Consider the following 17,789-nt stretch of genomic DNA (forward strand, 5'->3'; position numbering starts at 1 on the left):
GCGGGAGCCCCGTCAACCTGCCCTTGGAGATGTTCACCCTGGAAGCGGCACTGCCCGACGCGAGAGCCTGAACACGCTTCCGCACGGCCGGATGGGTCATGGCGGCGTGAAGGTACTCGGCCGTCGCTCCCGAGTCCTCCGCCGGTACCAGCCGGTAAATGAGGTCCGGCAGCAGGAGACGCTCGGGGGTGGAGGTCACGAGCGCCACGGCCGCAACCAGGTCGGGGGTGTTCTTCCGCGAGAAGAGCAGGTCCCCGGCGCGTACTTCGAAGCGCCGGTCGACGGCGAAATCCTCCGGCAGCGCCTTGTTCTCGTCGGCGTCGTAGACGCAGCGTGTCACCGCGCCGAGCTTCAGCACGCCCCACTCCCCCGGCCCGGCCCCAGTTCACCGTTGAGGCCCGCGCCACGTACGACGCGCTGCCCGGAGAGCGTCGGGCGCAGTTGGACAAGGCCGTGCGGATACTGGCCCGCGACCCGTTCCGCAAGACCTCGACGGCTCAGCTCGGCCCGGACGAACACCTGCGGAAGGCGTATGCGGCCCCCGGCGTGATGCTGGAATACATGATGGCCGGCGCGATCATGGTCATCGTCGCGCTGGAGATCTTCGACGAGAGCGCCTACCTGATCGACGAAGCCGACGCACAGTGACCAACGCCTGAGGGGCGGCGCCCGGAACCCCGGGTGCCGCCCCTCGTGCACGCTTCGGTCACGCGGTGAGCTTCACCAGCGCCGCGTCGATCCGGGCCAGCGTCTTCTCCCTGCCCAGGACTTCCAGGGACTCGAAGAGCGGCAGGCCGACGGTGCGGCCGGTGACGGCGACGCGGACCGGGGCCTGGGCCTTGCCGAGCTTGAGGCCGTACACCTCGCCGGCGGCCAGGACGGCCTCCTTCAGCGACTCGGGGGAGGTCCAGTCGGCCGACTCCAGCTTCTCCCGGGCCGTGCGGAGCAGGGCGTCGCTGCCCTCCTTCATCGCCTTGGTCCAGGACGCCTCGTCCTGGACCGGCTCCGGCAGGAAGAGGAAGTCGACGTTGTCGGTGATCTCCGAGAGCACCTTCAGACGGGTCTGGGCGTGCGGGGCGATCGCCTGCCACTTGGCCTCGTCGAACTCCTCGGGCGCCCAGGGGGCGAACGGGGCCTTCAGCCACGGGCGGCAGCGCTCGGTGAACTCCTTCACATCCAGCATGCGGATGTGGTCGCCGTTGATCGCCTCGCACTTCTTCAGGTCGAAGCGCGCCGGGTTGGGGTTCACGTCGGAGATGTCGAAGGCGGCGACCATCTCGGCGATCGTGAAGATGTCCTGGTCCGCGGAGAGCGACCAGCCCAGCAGCGACAGGTAGTTGAGCAGGCCCTCCGGCAGGAAGCCCCGCTCGCGGTAGAGGTTCAGCGACGACTGCGGGTCGCGCTTGGAGAGCTTCTTGTTGCCCTCGCCCATCACGTACGGCAGGTGCCCGAACTGCGGGGTCTGCTTGGCGATGCCCAGCTCCGTCAGCGCCTTGTACAGGGCGATCTGGCGGGGAGTGGAGGAGAGCAGGTCCTCGCCGCGCAGGACGTGGGTGATCTCCATCAGGGCGTCGTCGACCGGGTTCACCAGCGTGTACAGCGGGGCGCCGTTCGCGCGGACGATGCCGTAGTCCGGCACGTTCTCCGGGGTGAAGGTCAGCTCGCCGCGCACCAGGTCGGTGAAGGTGATCGTCTCGTCCGGCATCCGGAAGCGGACGATGGGCGTGCGGCCCTGCGCCTGGTACTCCTCGACCTGCTCGGCGCTCAGATCGCGGCAGTGGCCGTCGTAGCCGGAGGGCTTGCCGGCGGCGCGGGCGGCCTCGCGGCGGGTGTCCAGCTCCTCCTGGGAGCAGTAGCAGTGGTAGGCGTGGCCGGCGTCCAGCAGCTTCCGGGCGACGTCGGCGTAGATGTCCATGCGCTGCGACTGGCGGTACGGGGCGTGCGGGCCGCCGACCTCGGGGCCCTCGTCCCAGTCGAAGCCGAGCCAGCGCATCGCGTCGAGCAGCTGGTTGTAGGACTCCTCGGAGTCGCGGGCGGCGTCGGTGTCCTCGATGCGGAAGACCAGGGTGCCCTGGTGGTGCCGGGCGAACGCCCAGTTGAACAGGGCGGTGCGGACCAGACCCACGTGCGGGTTACCGGTGGGCGAGGGACAGAAACGGACGCGTACGGGTGAGCCGGATGCGCTAGCCACGCTTGACAACCTTGTTGGTGAGAGTGCCGATGCCTTCGATGGAGACGGCGACCTCGTCGCCGACGTTCAAGGGGCCGACCCCCGCGGGGGTGCCGGTGAGGATGACGTCGCCGGGCAGCAGGGTCATGGCCTCGGAGATGTTGACGACCAGGTCCTCGATGGGGTGGACCATCTCGCTCGTACGGCCCAGCTGGCGCTGTTCGCCGTTGACGGTGAGCTGGACGGTGAGGTCGTTCGCGCGGTCGAGGTCGAGGCCGGTCTCCACCCAGGGGCCGAGCGGGCAGGACGTGTCGAAGCCCTTGGCCCGGGCCCACTGCTTCTCGCGGCGCTGCACATCGCGGGCGGTGACGTCGTTGGCGCAGGTGTAGCCGAAGATCACGTCCTTGACGCGGTCGCGCGGGACCTCGCGGCACATGCGGCCGATGACGACGGCCAGCTCGGCCTCGTGGTGCAGTTCCTCGGAGAAGGAGGGGTACTGGATCTCGTCGCCGGAACCGATCACCGAAGTGGACGGCTTGAAGAAGGCGAAGGGGGCGTCCGGCACCTCGTTGCCCAGCTCGCGCGCGTGCTCGGCGTAGTTGCGGCCGAACGCCACGACCTTGTTGGGGAGTACCGGCGGGAGCAGCCTGACCTTGCTCAGCGGCACCTTCGTGCCGGACAGCTCGTAGTCCGCGAACGGGATGCCCTTGATGATGTCGAGGACGAGTTCGTCCTGCTTGTCGCCCTCGACCGCGCCGAAGGCTACGTTCCCGTCGATGGAGAACCTGGCGATGCGCACGGGATCCTTGCGCCCCTTACTGAGAACCGGCGTACTGACGCCCCAGGTTAACCGGTCGGGCCGCCGGACGTTCGGCCGGTGCGACGGGGCTCGCGGCGTTTTTCCGGTGCGGGAATGGGGCCGCCCGGAATTCGGGGTTCGCGGTGTTCGGCGTGCGCCCCGGCCGGCCTCGACCTGCGGCCGTACGGTGCGCCGGTGGCCGTGGGAGCACGGCCACCGCCGTGTTGCGGATGATCGCCGAGGCGCCCGGAAAAGCGGTCCGGGGGAATTCCGAAGGGCGCGTCACGGCCGGGCCGGGTGTCGCACGAAAACGGGGTCCCGGAAATTCAGCGGAATAGGTGAGCGCCGGTCGGCTGCCGTCCGGGCCGGTCGGCTACTCTCCGGCGGTGGCCGTCGCGCCGGCCGGGACGTCCACCAGGACCGTGCGCCGCGGGTTGGCCGTCTGGGTGGGGAGCTCGAGGGAGTGCTCCGGCAACTCGGGGGTCTGCAGTTCGTCGGCGTCCGCCAGATGCGCCAGGGTGGTGCGTCGCGGGTTGGCGATCTTGTGGAACATCATCGTCGTCTTCACCGTTGTGATCCTGTGCCCTCGGGTCGAGTGGGTTGTCAGAGCCGTCCCTCTTGTAAAGCGTCAGGCTAAACATCCAATTCCCCACCGACGACGCCAACTGCTGACGAGGCGTGTGTGAGTTTGCTCACGAGCTCGCGGACAATTCGGTCAAACCTCATGGGCAACGCAGCCCAGCGAAACGGACATTGACCCACTGAAGCCGTCATTCCGCTCCTGATCATGGCGACTCAGACACCTGACGCCGAGCGGCGAGTCGCAGGGATACGCCCGATATGTTGGGCATCGGCCCCCACTGCTGGTGACCCGGCACTCACAGCCCGTCACGTAGGTCACAGCTAGGGGCACGGCCCTTGTTGGAGATCCGGCACTGTGCTGGAATTCCACGGACCGCCGCGGGGATCGAGCCGGCGCACAAGGGGCGCGAAGCAGCGCCGAGTGGCGGGCGAGACAGGGGGAACCAGCGCCGGTCACTCAAGACCATCGGGGGGCGTTTTCAGGGCGCTCCCCACACGCCGACACCGTGTCCCTCCGTTCGCGCGGAGGGGCGCCTGGTCCAGAGGTTGCGACGCTAGTGCAGGGACGTTTCAAGAGGGATGGCAGCGCTTCGGCGGAGCCGGAGTCGCACGACGGGACTGGCCCCATGAAGGGCAGCTCCTCGCCCCAGCACGCCCAGAACCCGGGCCCGGCCCCGTCCGCGGACGGCGGTGAGCGCGGCGGACGCCCCGGCGTGTCGGTCACGTCGGCCGCGACCGGGACCGGCACCTCCGGCGCCGCCCCCGCGCCGGCCATCAAGCCCATCAAGGGCTCCACCGGCCCCGGCTCCCGCGTGGCGCTGCGCAACTGGCGCATCTCCACGCGTCTGGTGTCGCTGCTCGCGCTCCCCGTGGTCGCGGCGACCTCGCTGGGTGCGCTGCGCATCGACCAGAACATCACCGACATCCAGCAGCTCGACAACATGAAGCTGCTGACGGACATGACCAAGCAGGCGACCGAGCTGGCCCAGGCGCTCCAGGACGAGCGCGACCAGTCCGCCGGTCCCATGGCGCACGGCCTGAGCGCGAACGACTACACGGTCAAGGCCTACCGGGGCAAGACCGACCGGGCCCTGTCGAACTTCGAGAACTCCACCCAGGACATCGACGCCGCCAGCAAGGACGGTCAGCTCCAGGGCGTTCGCGACAACCTCGTCGGCATCTTCAACCAGCTCGACCAGCTGGCCAAGATCCGCAAGGGCGCCTACTCGACCAAGGACAACTCGACCCAGACGATCGAGTCCTACCACCGGCTGATCACCCAGCTGATCGACCTGTCCCAGGACATGGCCCAGGCGTCCAGCAACCCGGAGATGATCTCGCGCACCCGCGCCCTGGCGGCCTTCTCCACCGCCAAGGAGTACGCCTCCGTGCAGCGCGCCACGATCGCCGCGGCGCTGCCCGCGACCCCGTCCACCAAGGGCGACCTGTCGACGAACGACCGCCTCTACGGCCAGTCGGCGTACCAGAGCGAGAACTCCGAGATCGCGATCTTCCGGAAGATCTACGCGAACAACAACGCCGAGGAACTCCTCAAGCCGATCGACGAGGGCAACCCGACGATCGAGTCCGCGGACACCTACGCCAAGCGCGTCCTCGACTCCCCCGACGGCCTCCAGAGCCTGAACGCCCGCTCGTACAAGGACTGGGTGGACGACAGCTCGGCCAAGATCGATCAGATGAAGAAGATCGAGCACACGCTGCTCGAGGACATGGAGCAGAAGGCCCGCGAGCTGAAGAGCGCCACCCAGCGTGACGCCATCATCTCCGGTGCGCTGATCCTCCTCGTGCTCGGTGTGTCGCTGGTCGGCGCCTTCGTCGTGGCCCGCTCCATGATCCGCTCGCTGCGCCGTCTGCAGGAGACCGCGACCAAGGTCGCCCAGGACCGTCTGCCCGAGCTGGTCAAGCAGCTGTCGGAGTCCGACCCGCAGGACGTCGACACCTCCGTGGAGTCGGTCGGTGTGCACTCGCGGGACGAGATCGGCCAGGTGGCCGCGGCCTTCGACGACGTGCACCGCGAGGCGGTCCGCCTCGCCGCCGAGCAGGCCCTGCTGCGGGGCAACGTCAACGCGATGTTCACCAACCTCTCGCGCCGCTCCCAGGGTCTGATCCAGCGCCAGCTGTCGCTGATCTCCGAGCTGGAGTCCCGCGAGGCCGACCCGGACCAGCTGTCCTCGCTGTTCAAGCTCGACCACCTCGCGACGCGTATGCGCCGTAACGGTGAGAACCTCCTCGTCCTCGCGGGTGAGGAGCCCGGCCGCCGCTGGACCCGCCCGGTCCCGCTGGTCGACGTGCTCCGCGCCGCCGCGTCCGAGGTGGAGCAGTACGAGCGCATCGAGCTGGCCTCCGTGCCGACCACCGAGGTCGCCGGCCGCGTGGTCAACGACCTCGTGCACCTGCTCGCCGAGCTGCTGGAGAACGCCACCTCGTTCTCCTCGCCGCAGACCAAGGTCAAGGTCACCGGTCACGCGCTGCCCGACGGCCGGGTGCTGATCGAGATCCACGACACCGGTATCGGCCTGTCCCCCGAGGACCTCGCGGCGATCAACGAGCGGCTCGCCTCGCCGCCCACCGTGGACGTCTCCGTCTCCCGCCGCATGGGCCTCTTCGTGGTCGGCCGGCTCTCCCAGCGGCACGGCATCCGCATCCAGCTGCGCCCGTCCGACTCCGGTGGTACGACCGCGCTGGTCATGCTGCCCGTGGACGTGGCCCAGGGTGGCAAGAAGCCCGCTCCCGGCAAGCCGGGCGCGCCCGTCGCGACCGGTGGCCCGGCCGCCGCGCAGGCGGCCGCCGGTGCGGCCGCGGCCCGGCGCCAGGCGGGCAACGCGGGCGGCGGCGCCCTCGGCGGTGCCCCGTCCGGTGGCGGTCTGCTCGGTGCGGGTTCCGCTCCGCGCGGCCAGGTCGGCGCCGGCCAGGGTCCCCGGGCCGCGCTGCCCGGCACCGGTCAGGGTGGCCGTCCCGGTGCGCCGGGCGGTGCGCGCGGTCCCCAGGGCGGTCCCGGTCTCGGTGGCCCGCCGGGCCGGCCGGCGGCCGCGGGCGCGGGTGCGGGCGGCTTCGGCGGTCAGGCGTCCGGCGCCCCGCAGGGCCTGCAGTCCGCGAACCCGGGCGGCCCGCAGCAGGACGCCTTCGGCGGCCGTGGCGCGCAGCGGCCCGGTGCCGGCTCCGACCAGGGCCGCCAGCCCCAGCTGCCGCCGCGCGGCGGCCCGCGGGCCGAGCTGCCCGGCGGTGACCAGCAGCCGCGCACCCCGGACTGGGCCGACGCCCAGAGCCCGCTGTCGCGTGCCTCGCTGGACGCCCCGCGCGGGCACGACGAGCAGGACCCGGCGCACACCGCGCGCATGCCCCGCGTCGACGACCGGCAGGGTCCGGGCTCGACCGCGGAGATGCCCCGGATCGACGCACAGGGCCCGTCCGCCACGGGCGAGTTCCCGCGCCCGGACCTGAACGGCCTGGGCGGTCCCCAGAACACCGGCCAGTTCGCGCGTCCCGAGAACCCGCACCAGACCGGCCAGTTCGCGCGTCCCGAAAGCCCGCAGCAGACCGGCCAGTTCGCGCGTCCCGACGCCGCCCAGCTGCCCGGCCGGTTCGACGGTCCGGGCGCCGGGGACGGCTCGGGGCAGTTCGTCCGCTCCGACGTCTTCGGCACGCCGGCGCCGCGGCAGGACGACCCCGCGCGCAACACGGGTTACAACACGGGCCAGTTCGCGGCTCCGCAGGGCTACGACGGCGGCTCCACCGGCCGCCATGCCCTGCCCGGGCGCCAGAACCCGGCCCACACCGGCCAGTTCGAGCGCCCGCAGCCGACCGGCCGGGACGGCTTCGGCGGCCAGCGTCCGCAGGCCCCGCAGCAGCAGCGTCCGGTCCACCGTGAGCCGGAGGCCCTGCCGCCGGCCAGCGGCCCGGTCGACGGCCGCACCCCGCTGTACGACACGCTGGAGACCAACTGGTTCCACGGCGGTTCGCAGCAGCAGGAGCCCGCGCAGCAGCAGCCGGCGTCCGCCCCGGCTCCGCAGCGTCCCGCGGGCACGAACGGCAACGGCTCCACCACCGGCTCCTGGCGCACCTCGCCGAACGACGAGTTCGTCCGCCAGGCAGAGCGCGTCCGGCAGCCCGCGGCGGGCGGTGTCACCACCTCCGGCCTGCCGCGCCGGGTGCCCCGGGCGAACCTCGTCCCGGGTACGGCTCAGCAGCAACAGCACCAAACCGGTCCGCAGGTCTCGCGTGCGCCCGATGACGTACGCGGACGGCTGACCAATCTCCGTCGGGGCATCGCTCAGGGCCGTCAGGCCGGCAGCGGCCAGACCGGCAGCTTCCCGAGCCCCACTCACCAGCAGGAGCGTTAGTTGAGTCCGATGAGCCAGGCGGCACAGAACCTGAACTGGTTGATCACCAACTTCGTGGACAACACCCCAGGGGTGTCGCACACGGTGGTGGTCTCCGCCGACGGCCTTCTGCTGGCGATGTCCGAAGGCTTCCCGCGCGACCGCGCCGACCAGCTCGCGGCCGTCGCCTCAGGTCTGACCTCCCTCACGGCCGGGGCCTCCCGGATCTTCGAGGGCGGCGACGTGGCGCAGACGGTCGTCGAGATGGAGCGCGGGTTCCTCTTCCTGATGTCCGTCTCGGACGGGTCGTCCCTCGCGGTCCTGGCCCACCCGGAGTGCGACATCGGTCTCGTCGGCTACGAGATGGCTCTGCTCGTCGACCGCGCAGGGGCGGTACTCACCCCGGACCTGCGCGCCGAACTGCAAGGCAGTCTGCTTCACTGACCGGCCCGGCACCACCCACCTCACCAAACCACCGTCCGGCCGCCACAATCCCCCCACCGGCCTCGTCCGACGGCTTGACTGACCACTTGCTGTCCCGCCCGGAGGATTCATGACCCCGCCCACCGCCCATCACGATCCGTACGCGGAGCCGTACGGGGACGAGGGCGACCAGCCACTGGTACGGCCGTACGCGATGACCGGTGGCCGGACCCGGCCGCGGTATCAACTCGCGATCGAGGCGCTGATCAGCACCACGGCCGACCCGGCAGCGCTCATGGGACTGCTCCCGGAGCACCAGCGCATCTGCCACCTGTGCCGTGAGGTCAAGTCGGTCGCGGAGGTCTCCGCGCTGCTGACCATGCCGCTCGGGGTGGCCCGGATCCTGGTCGCCGACCTCGCCGAGGCCGGCCTGGTCGCCATCCACCAGCCGGGTGGCGACGAGAACAACGGCGGCGCACCGGACGTGACGCTGCTCGAAAGGGTGCTCAGTGGACTTCGCAAGCTCTGACGGAGGGCGGGCGACCACCTCCGCGAAGATCGTGGTGGCGGGTGGATTCGGCGTCGGCAAGACGACCTTCGTCGGCGCCGTCTCCGAGATCAACCCGCTGCGCACCGAGGCCGTCATGACGTCCGCTTCGGCCGGCATCGACGACCTCACGCACACCGGAGACAAGACGACGACCACCGTCGCCATGGACTTCGGCCGCATCACCCTGGACCAGGACCTGATCCTCTACCTGTTCGGCACCCCCGGTCAGGACCGGTTCTGGTTCATGTGGGACGACCTGGTGCGCGGTGCGATCGGCGCGGTGGTGCTCGTGGACACCCGGCGCCTCGCCGACTGCTTCCCCGCGGTCGACTACTTCGAGAACAGCGGCCTGCCGTTCGTCGTCGCCCTCAACGGCTTCGACGGCCAGCAGCCGTACGCGCCCGAGGAAGTGCGGGAAGCGCTGCAGATCGGCCCGGACACGCCGATCATCACGACGGACGCCCGGCACCGCGCGGACGCCAAGAGTGCGCTGATCACGCTGGTCGAGCACGCCCTGATGGCGCGCCTCAAGTAGCACGGGCGTACGTACTCAAGTACGACGTCACATACGGCAGTTGTCGTAAAGAAAGCCGGAGCCGACTGTGGCCTTTGACACGGTCGGCTCCGGTGTTCATAACAGTTCGGCAGAGGAATCCCCCGGTATCACCACGCGACGCGATCGCGCCGTACCGCTGTGCTCACAATCGCCCTGCCTTTTGCCAGGGCTCGCTCTTTATGACCGTTTTATCTGGGCCTTACAAGAGCATCACGATCGGGTTTCCGCTGTTTGGAAGAGCACTGGTCCACGTGCTGGAATGCCTGAACTGCCCAATAGTCAAAGACGTACTCAAGTGTCGATGGCGAACGGGGCTCTGAGAGACTGCGGCACGACGTAGGTGCCGACCGCCGAGAGGTTGTTGGTCGAGTGAGGCGAAGCAAGAACGGTCCCGAGCCGTCGGCGCGGGGCAACTTCACCCCGCCGCCGCGCGCTGCGGCGCCCTCCCCTGTGACCGGTGCGGAGCCGGCGGCCGCTCCCGCGCCGAGCGGCGGCCGGTTCTCCCCGCGCAACTGGCGCGTGCCGACCAGGCTGAACGCGATCCTGCTGATACCCGTGACAGTCGGTCTCGTCATGGGCGGTTTCCAGGTGAAGAGTTCGATCGACACCTGGCAGCAGGCCCGCGACGCCGAGAACACCGCCCGCCTGGTGCGTGCCTCCCTCACGTACGCCAACGCGCTCGAGAACGAGCGTGACGTCACCGCGGGCCCGCTGCTGCGGGCCAAGCTGGCGAAGCCCGAGGACAAGGCGACCATCAAGGCGACCATCAAGGCGGCCCGCAACGAGACCGACCAGGCCGCCGACGCCTTCGACCAGGCCGCGCAGAACATGCCGAACGAGTCCGGCCTGCAGCGTCGGCTGAAGCTGTTCCGGCAGATCGAGCCGTACCTTCAGACGCTGCGTAAGGGCGCGTACACGAGCAAGTTCAAGGGTGTGGACACCGAGGAAGGCTACGTCAAGGTCGCCCACCCGCTGATGGAGTTCGCCAACGAGCTGGGCCTCGGCACCGGCAACATCACCTCCTACGGCCGTACCGTCTACGCCTTGTCGCTCACCAAGGCGGCGCTGTCGCTGGACCGCTCGATCGGCATGCACATGCTGGTCAGGCCGGGTCCTGACGCCCCCAACCTGGCGAGCCAGCGGGTCGCCCTCTCCTCCTACGCCTACCTGGAGGGCATCGCCGTCGAGGAGTACCTCGGCGGTGGCACCCAGGCCGACGCCGACAGGCTGGACGCCGAGCAGAGGGACATCGAGACCAAGGCCGCGGCGATGGCCCAGCAGCAAAAGAGCAAGAACCCGAACTATGTGCCCCCGCCGTCCAAGCCGCAGGTCATGGTCACGGACCTCGCCTCGCTGGACTCCCCGTCCCCGGCCTCGCTCCAGCAGCTCGCTCTGAAGGGCGTCACCCCGGAGAACTGGTGGGCGGTCAACACCCTCAAGTTCGACGCCTACCGCCACATCGAGTCGGACATGGCCGACAAGGCGGTGAACGAGGCCTCGGACATCGCCGACAACGCCAAGACCTCGGCGTTCATCACCGGTGCCGTCGTCGTGATCGCCCTGCTGCTGGCCTTCATCCTGGCCGGTGCGGTGGCCCGACAGATGAGCCGCTCGATGCGCCAGCTGCGCAACGCCGCCTTCGGCATCGCCGAGCAGCGCCTGCCGATGCTGGTCGACCAGCTCTCCCGCACCGACCCCGGCCGGGTCGACACCCGGGTCGCCCCGATCCCGATCACCACCAAGGACGAGATCGGCGAGGTCGCCCGCGCCTTCGACCAGGTCCACCGCGAAGCGGTCCGGCTCGCCTCCGAGCAGGCCCTGCTGCGGGGCAACATCAACGCGATCTTCACCAACCTCTCGCGCCGCAACCAGTCGCTGATCGAGGGCCAGCTGACCCTGATCACCGACCTGGAGAACAACGAGGCCGACCCGGACCAGCTGGAGAACCTCTTCAAGCTGGACCACCTGGCCACCCGTATGCGCCGCAACGGCGAGAACCTCCTGGTCCTCGCCGGCGAGGAGCCCGGCCGCCGCTGGGACCAGCCGGTCCCGCTGATCGACGTGCTGCGCGCCGCCTCCTCCGAGGTGGAGCAGTACGAACGCATCGAGCTGTCCGGTGTCCCCGAGGCCGAGATCCACGGCCGTGCGGTCACCGACCTCGTACACCTGCTGGCCGAGCTGCTGGAGAACGCCACCACGTTCTCCTCCCCGCAGACCAAGGTCCGCGTCACCGCGACCCGGCTGCCCGACGGCCGCGTCATGATCGAGATCCACGACAAGGGCATCGGCCTGACGGCCGAGGACTTCGCGGACATCAACCACAAGCTGGCCAACCCGCCGACCGTGGACGCCGCGATCTCCCAGCGCATGGGCCTGTTCGTGGTCGGCCGGCTGTCCGACCGGCACGGCATCCGCGTCCAGCTGCGCCCCTCGGGCGAGCAGGCCGGTACCACCTCGCTGGTCATGCTGCCGGACGCGATCACGCACGGCGGTGGCGGCGAAGTCCCGCTGGACCGCGAGGAGTTCACCGTCTCGCAGATCATCCCGGAGCAGCGGTTCCAGGGTGAGAACTTCAACCAGCACCAGCCCCTGCGCACCGCCGCCGAACTGGGCTTCGACGACAGCCGGTACGTGGACGTCCCCGACGACATCCGCGAGCTGGACCCGGTCGGCCGCTCCCTGATGCGCGAGGAGCGCCGGGCGGCCCTGGAGGCGCAGACGCACGGCGAGCAGCCGGCCCTGCCGCAGCAGGAGGCCACGGAGGCCCCCGCCGGCTACGCCGACCCGCTCTTCGACGGCCCGCAGGGCTACCAGGAGCAGCCGCGGCCGTCGTACGAGGAGCAGGCCTACCAGGAGCAGCCGCAGCAGACGTACGAGGAGCAGACGTACGCCGAGCCGCAGCAGGCCTCGTTCGAGGAGCAGTCGTACGACAAGCCGTACGACGAGCAGTACTACGCGCCCAACGGCGGCTACCCGGACCCCGCCTATGCGGAGCAGCCGCAGGCCCCGTCCTTCCAGGACGACTGGCCGCAACAGCCGCAGCAGGACGGCTTCCGCAACGGCTATCAGGCCCATTACGCTCCGGAAACGGAATCGTCGCAGGCCGCTGACGCGAGTGAGCGGAACCGCGTAGGCTTCGAGCGTCCGGGACCGGCCTCTCCCGCCGCCCACAAGCTGACCGACGCCGGGCTGCCCCGCCGCGGATCCGCAGCGAGCGGCTCCAACGGCTCGGCCACTTCGGGTGGCACGGCGCGCGTGCAGCAGGAAGCTCCGGCACCGGGCAACACCCCGGCGGCGGGCGACGACAGCGGCTGGCGTTCGCAGAACGACGAGCGTTGGCAGCAGGCGTCGCAGCTCCGGAAGCCCAAGGCAGGCGGGGTCACCGCCTCGGGCCTGCCGCGGCGGGTGCCCAAGGCCAACCTGGTCTCGGGTGTCGCCGAAACCACCCCCCAGGGGGGCCCACAGGTCTCCCGCGCCCCGGAGGACGTCCGGGGCAGGCTGAGCAACCTGCGCAGGGGCGTCCAGCGCGGACGCAGCGCAGGCAGTGAAACGAACGGCCAGGGCTTCGGTCCTGACAGCACCTACAACCAGGAGCGTTAGTGTGAGCCCGATGAGCCAGGCGGCACAGAACCTGAACTGGTTGATCACCAACTTCGTGGACAACACCCCGGGGGTGTCCCACACGGTGGTGGTCTCCGCCGACGGACTCCTTCTGGCGATGTCCGAAGGCTTCCCCCGCGACCGCGCCGACCAGCTCGCGGCCGTCGCCTCCGGTCTGACGTCTCTGACGGCAGGCGCCTCCCGGATCTTCGAGGGAGGCAGCGTGAATCAGACGGTTGTGGAGATGGAGCGGGGATTCCTCTTCATCATGTCCATCTCCGACGGCTCCTCGCTCGCCGTGCTGGCCCACCCGGAAGCGGACATCGGCCTCATCGGGTACGAGATGGCCCTTCTGGTGGACCGCGCAGGCACGGTCCTCACCCCGGATCTGCGCGCAGAGCTCCAGGGAAGCCTTCTCAACTAACAGACGAACGATGCGTATACGCGTCCCGGGGCCGTAAGGTTTCGGGACGCGGCTCCACACGGATCGGTGCCCGGCGCAGTCGGAGGAGGAGAAAGTGGCAACACCCCCAGGCGGTTCGTCTTCGGGCAACTGGTCGTACGGTCCTGCCCAGGGCCAGGACGGCGGCTCGGCGAACCGGTACAACTTCCCCTCCGCCCCCAGCCATCGGCACCCGTACGCCCCGCAGGGTCCCGGCCCCTCGCCGTACGAGCAGCCGCCGGCCCCGCGGATCCAGCCGGTGCAACCGCAGCGCCGCCCCGAGCCGTCGCCGGCGCCGGCGACCGCATCGAACAACCCCTTGGTGCGTCCGTACGCCATGACCGGCGGCCGGACCCGCCCGCGCTACCAGCTCGCCATCGAGGCACTGGTGCACACCACCGCCGCTCCGCACCAGATGCAGGGTCAGCTGCCCGAGCATCAGCGGATCTGCAACCTGTGCCGGGAGATCAAGTCGGTAGCCGAAATCTCCGCGCTCCTGACAATCCCCCTCGGCGTGGCCAGGATCCTCGTCGCCGACTTGGCGGAGGCGGGCCTGGTCGCCATCCATCAGCCCGGCGGCGACGAGAACGCCGGTGGCCAGCCAGACGTGACACTGCTCGAAAGGGTGCTCAGTGGACTTCGCAAGCTCTAGCGGCGGTCCTTCCCGCTCCACCACCTCCGCGAAGATCGTGGTGGCGGGCGGCTTCGGCGTGGGCAAGACCACGTTCGTCGGCGCCGTCTCGGAGATCAACCCGCTGCGCACAGAGGCCGTCATGACGTCCGCTTCGGCCGGCATCGACGACCTCACCCACACCGGAGACAAGACGACGACCACCGTCGCCATGGACTTCGGCCGCATCACCCTGGACCAGGACCTGATCCTCTACCTCTTCGGTACGCCGGGTCAGGACCGCTTCTGGTTCATGTGGGACGACCTGGTACGCGGCGCGATCGGCGCGGTGGTGCTCGTGGACACCCGGCGCCTCGCCGACTGCTTCCCGGCCGTCGACTACTTCGAGAACAGCGGCCTGCCCTTCGTCATCGCCCTCAACGGCTTCGACGGCAACCAGCCGTACAACCCCGACGAGGTCCGCGAGGCCCTGCAGATTGGCCCCGACACCCCGATCATCACGACGGACGCCCGCCATCGCGCTGACGCCAAGTCCGCGCTGATCACTCTCGTGGAGCACGCTCTGATGGCTCGGCTTCGGTAGTTCGGCCCCTGGGCTGCCGCAGTAGGTCGTACGCCGTCCTGCGGGTGGTTCCCGGTCAGTCGCGTGGTGCCCCGCGCCCCTTTTCGGGGCGCGGGGTTTCTCTTTGCCCGTCGGCGCACACAGCGAGAAGGGCCCCTCCGCGGTGGAGGGGCCCTTCAAGGAACCGGTGGAGCGACGCGGCCTAGCCGTGCCAGCTGTGCGGGGCCCGGAAGCCGCCTTCGCGCTCCAGGCGACGCCAGGGGGCCTTGGCACGGCCTCGGTGGATGTGGACCGAAGGCGCCTGCTGGGCGGCCGCGCGGGCCAGGAGGACGGCCGTGATGGCGGCGACTTCCTCGGGCTCGGCGTGGCCCTTCTCGACGCGGATGTCAGGAGTGCTCATGGGTGTCAGTCTCCGTGAGAGAGAGGTCCGCGGGGTTGCCGCGGCGGGTCCGCTCGGTTACTGCGGGGGGTTGCCGTGCTTGCGGGAGGGCAGGTCGGCGTGCTTGGACTGCAGCATGGCCAGGGACTTGACCAGGACCTCGCGGGTCTCGGCCGGGTCGATGACGTCGTCCACGAGGCCGCGCTCGGCCGCGTAGTACGGGTGCATCAGCTCGGCCTTGTACTCCTTCACCATCCGGGCCCGCATGGCCTCGGGGTCCGGCGCATCGGCGATCTGCCGGCGGAAGATGACGTTCGCGGCGCCCTCGGCGCCCATGACGGCGATCTCGTTGGTCGGCCAGGCGTAGGTGAGGTCGGCGCCGATCGACTGGGAGTCCATGACGATGTAGGCACCTCCGTACGCCTTGCGCAGGATGAGCGAAATCCTCGGCACGGTCGCGTTGCAGTAGGCGTACAGCAGCTTCGCGCCGTGGCGGATGATTCCGCCGTGCTCCTGGTCGACACCGGGGAGGAACCCCGGCACGTCCAGGAAGGTGACGATCGGGATATTGAAAGCGTCACACATCTGGACAAAGCGCGCAGCTTTTTCACTCGCCTCGATGTCCAGGACGCCCGCCAGCACCTGCGGCTGGTTGGCGATGATGCCGACGACCTGGCCGTCCAGGCGGGCCAGCGCGCAGATGATGTTCCGCGCCCAGCGCTCGTGGACCTCCAGGTACTCGCCGTCGTCGACGATCTCCTCGATGACCTTGGTCATGTCGTACGGGCGGTTGCCGTCGGCCGGGACCATGTCCAGCAGCACGTCCGAGCGGCGGTCGGCCGGGTCCGAGGACTCCACCCGGGGCGGGTTCTCCCGGTTGTTCTGCGGCAGCAGCGACAACAGGTACCGCACCTCGGCGATGCAGGTCTCCTCGTCGTCGTAGGCGAAGTGACACACACCGGAGGTCTCGGCGTGGACGTCGGCGCCGCCCAGGCCGTTCTGGGTGATTTCCTCGCCGGTGACCGCCTTGACCACGTCCGGGCCGGTGATGAACATCTGCGAGGTGTCGCGGACCATGAAGACGAAGTCCGTCAGGGCGGGGCTGTAGGCCGCGCCGCCCGCGCACGGGCCGAGCATCACCGAGATCTGCGGGATGACACCCGAGGCCCTGGTGTTGCGCTGGAAGATGCCGCCGTACCCGGCGAGCGCGGAGACGCCCTCCTGGATACGGGCGCCCGCGCCGTCGTTCAGGGAGACCAGCGGCGCGCCGGCCGCGATGGCCATGTCCATGATCTTGTGGATCTTGGTGGCGTGGGCCTCGCCCAGCGCGCCGCCGAAGATCCGGAAGTCGTGGGCGTAGACGAAGACCGTGCGGCCCTCCACCGTGCCCCAGCCGGTGATCACACCGTCGGTGTACGGCTTCTTCGCCTCCAGACCGAACCCGGTCGCCCGGTGCCGGCGCAGCTGCTCGACCTCCTGGAAGGACCCCGGATCCAGGAGCAGTCCGATCCGCTCCCGCGCCGTCAGCTTGCCCTTGGCGTGCTGCGCCTCGGTCGCCTTCTCGCCGGGGCCCGCCACGGCCTGCGCACGGATGTCGTGCAGCTCGGCGACCCGTCCGCGTGCGTCCGTCGGCTCGCCGGTCGGCTCACCCGTCGTCTCTTCCAAAACGGTCATGTAGCGACCTTACGAAGGACACCAAGGAAAGCGAGCCGTTGACTCCGTACAGTCTCCGGCCCGTTTTCCTGGTACGAGTGAACAGAACCATGGCCGCGTGCAGCCGTTCCGACTGCTCACAGGGCGTCGGGGTTGTAGGGGCGCCACAAAGGCGTCACCTGAGAGCCGCCCCACATTCACGGCCGGCGCATGCCATCGCCGGGGTGACGGACAGCCTCGGGCGGCTGCCCGCCGAAAGGACCACCGCCCCCCACGGTACCGGTCGACTCAGGGGGACACGTGGTGACCAAAGGTTACCGCAAAGTCACTCTGCGGATGATGTTGAAAACCGGACGGAATAGGTTTACGGTCGAACTCGTTGGGTTCGTTGAACGTTAAATAGAAACCTCCAGGAGAACGTCATGGGCATCTTCAGCCGCAAAGAGAACACCCCGCAGGCCCCCGCCGCCGGTCGCGACCTGACCGCGCTGACCGGCGACTACACCATCGACCCGGCGCACACCACGATCGGTTTCGTGGCGCGCCACGCGATGGTCACCAACGTCAAGGGCTCCTTCCAGGACTTCACCGGCACCCTGCACCTGGACGGGGCGAACCCCGCCAGCTCCACCGCCACGCTCGACATCAAGATGGAGAGCATCGAGACCGGCAACACCGACCGGGACGGCCACCTGAAGTCGTCCGACTTCTTCAAGATCGACGAATTTCCGGTCATGACCTTCCGCTCCACCAAGGCGGAGGCCCTGGGCGGCGACGACTACCGCATCACCGGCGACCTCTCCCTGCTCGGCGTGACCAAGTCGATCACCATCGACCTGGAGTTCAACGGCGCCGCGAAGGACCCGTTCGGCAACGAGCGCGTCGGCTTCGAGGGCAAGGCCGAGATCCTGCGCTCCGAGTGGGGCCTCACCTGGAACGCGGCGCTGGAGACCGGCGGGATGCTCGTCTCCGACAAGATCAAGCTGCACTTCGACATCTCGGCGATCAAGCAGGCCTGAGCCCCGGCCGCCCGGCCGGCACCACCGTGAGCGCGCCCGCCCCCGGAAACGGGAGGCGGACGCTCGCGTGTCCCGGAACGTGG

15 protein-coding genes are annotated in these 17,789 nt (G+C 69.7%); 10 read left to right on the forward strand and 5 right to left on the reverse strand.

Annotation, left to right across the window (positions count from 1 at the left end; translation table 11 throughout):
- The first annotated feature begins 453 nt into the window (after positions 1–453).
- Positions 454–648 carry a hypothetical protein gene (locus ACIBJF_RS19095; RefSeq protein ID WP_399174975.1) on the forward strand — a complete coding sequence of 65 codons (195 nt, stop codon included), beginning with the start codon at positions 454–456 and terminating at the stop codon, positions 646–648.
- Between the two features lie 58 nt (positions 649–706).
- Here ACIBJF_RS19095 and gltX read toward each other — a convergent pair whose 3' ends face one another.
- The 3 genes from gltX to ACIBJF_RS19110 all read right to left on the reverse strand — a co-directional run bounded on the left by gltX (position 707) and on the right by ACIBJF_RS19110 (position 3,537).
- Positions 707–2,191 carry a glutamate--tRNA ligase gene (gltX, locus tag ACIBJF_RS19100; protein WP_399174976.1) on the reverse strand — a complete coding sequence of 495 codons (1,485 nt, stop codon included), beginning with the start codon at positions 2,189–2,191 and terminating at the stop codon, positions 707–709.
- Positions 2,184–2,969 (reverse strand): fumarylacetoacetate hydrolase family protein, encoded by a 786-nt coding sequence (locus ACIBJF_RS19105; protein ID WP_399174978.1) that lies wholly within the window; start codon positions 2,967–2,969, stop codon positions 2,184–2,186. Before ACIBJF_RS19105 ends, gltX begins: the two co-directional genes overlap by 8 nt.
- A gap of 373 nt (positions 2,970–3,342) precedes the next feature.
- The gene (locus ACIBJF_RS19110) at positions 3,343–3,537 is read right to left on the reverse strand and encodes a hypothetical protein (protein WP_399174980.1); all 195 of its coding nucleotides are present in this window, start codon (positions 3,535–3,537) and stop codon (positions 3,343–3,345) included.
- A 571-nt stretch (positions 3,538–4,108) separates the two neighbouring features.
- Here ACIBJF_RS19110 and ACIBJF_RS19115 point away from each other — a divergent pair.
- The 8 genes from ACIBJF_RS19115 to ACIBJF_RS19150 all read left to right on the forward strand — a co-directional run bounded on the left by ACIBJF_RS19115 (position 4,109) and on the right by ACIBJF_RS19150 (position 14,676).
- Positions 4,109–7,912: a nitrate- and nitrite sensing domain-containing protein gene (locus tag ACIBJF_RS19115; RefSeq protein WP_399174982.1), complete on the forward strand. Its 3,804-nt coding sequence runs from the start codon at positions 4,109–4,111 to the stop codon at positions 7,910–7,912.
- A gap of 9 nt (positions 7,913–7,921) precedes the next feature.
- A complete protein-coding gene (locus tag ACIBJF_RS19120; RefSeq protein ID WP_005479910.1) occupies positions 7,922–8,335 on the forward strand; it encodes a roadblock/LC7 domain-containing protein in 414 nt (137 codons plus the stop codon).
- A gap of 109 nt (positions 8,336–8,444) precedes the next feature.
- Positions 8,445–8,843 carry a DUF742 domain-containing protein gene (locus tag ACIBJF_RS19125; protein WP_030168425.1) on the forward strand — a complete coding sequence of 133 codons (399 nt, stop codon included), beginning with the start codon at positions 8,445–8,447 and terminating at the stop codon, positions 8,841–8,843.
- Positions 8,824–9,399, forward strand: coding sequence for an ATP/GTP-binding protein (locus tag ACIBJF_RS19130; protein WP_069778535.1), 576 nt, complete (start codon positions 8,824–8,826; stop codon positions 9,397–9,399). Before ACIBJF_RS19125 ends, ACIBJF_RS19130 begins: the two co-directional genes overlap by 20 nt.
- Before the next feature lie 390 nt (positions 9,400–9,789).
- On the forward strand, positions 9,790–13,020 hold the full coding sequence (locus ACIBJF_RS19135; RefSeq protein ID WP_399174984.1) for a nitrate- and nitrite sensing domain-containing protein: 3,231 nt from the start codon (positions 9,790–9,792) through the stop codon (positions 13,018–13,020).
- Positions 13,021–13,030: 10 nt separating this feature from the next.
- Positions 13,031–13,444, forward strand: coding sequence for a roadblock/LC7 domain-containing protein (locus tag ACIBJF_RS19140; protein ID WP_004983065.1), 414 nt, complete (start codon positions 13,031–13,033; stop codon positions 13,442–13,444).
- A gap of 94 nt (positions 13,445–13,538) precedes the next feature.
- Entirely contained in the window at positions 13,539–14,114 is a 576-nt protein-coding gene (locus tag ACIBJF_RS19145; protein WP_399174986.1) for a DUF742 domain-containing protein, read from the forward strand.
- Complete coding sequence (locus ACIBJF_RS19150; RefSeq protein WP_015657622.1) at positions 14,095–14,676, forward strand: ATP/GTP-binding protein; 582 nt, start codon at positions 14,095–14,097, stop codon at positions 14,674–14,676. The genes ACIBJF_RS19145 and ACIBJF_RS19150 overlap by 20 nt, the downstream gene beginning before the upstream one ends.
- Before the next feature lie 181 nt (positions 14,677–14,857).
- Here the strand turns inward: ACIBJF_RS19150 and ACIBJF_RS19155 are convergent, their stop codons facing one another.
- Positions 14,858–15,055, reverse strand: a complete 198-nt coding sequence (locus tag ACIBJF_RS19155) for an acyl-CoA carboxylase subunit epsilon (RefSeq protein WP_399174987.1) — start codon at positions 15,053–15,055, stop codon at positions 14,858–14,860.
- A gap of 57 nt (positions 15,056–15,112) precedes the next feature.
- Positions 15,113–16,708 (reverse strand): acyl-CoA carboxylase subunit beta, encoded by a 1,596-nt coding sequence (locus tag ACIBJF_RS19160; protein ID WP_399174989.1) that lies wholly within the window; start codon positions 16,706–16,708, stop codon positions 15,113–15,115.
- Positions 16,709–17,109: 401 nt separating this feature from the next.
- On the opposite strand from ACIBJF_RS19160, the gene ACIBJF_RS19165 reads away from it, so the two are divergent.
- Positions 17,110–17,706, forward strand: coding sequence for a YceI family protein (locus ACIBJF_RS19165; protein WP_399174990.1), 597 nt, complete (start codon positions 17,110–17,112; stop codon positions 17,704–17,706).
- The last annotated feature ends 83 nt before the right edge of the window (positions 17,707–17,789 follow it).

This window comes from Streptomyces sp. NPDC050743 (genome assembly GCF_044456925.1).
Lineage (GTDB): Bacteria > Actinomycetota > Actinomycetes > Streptomycetales > Streptomycetaceae > Streptomyces.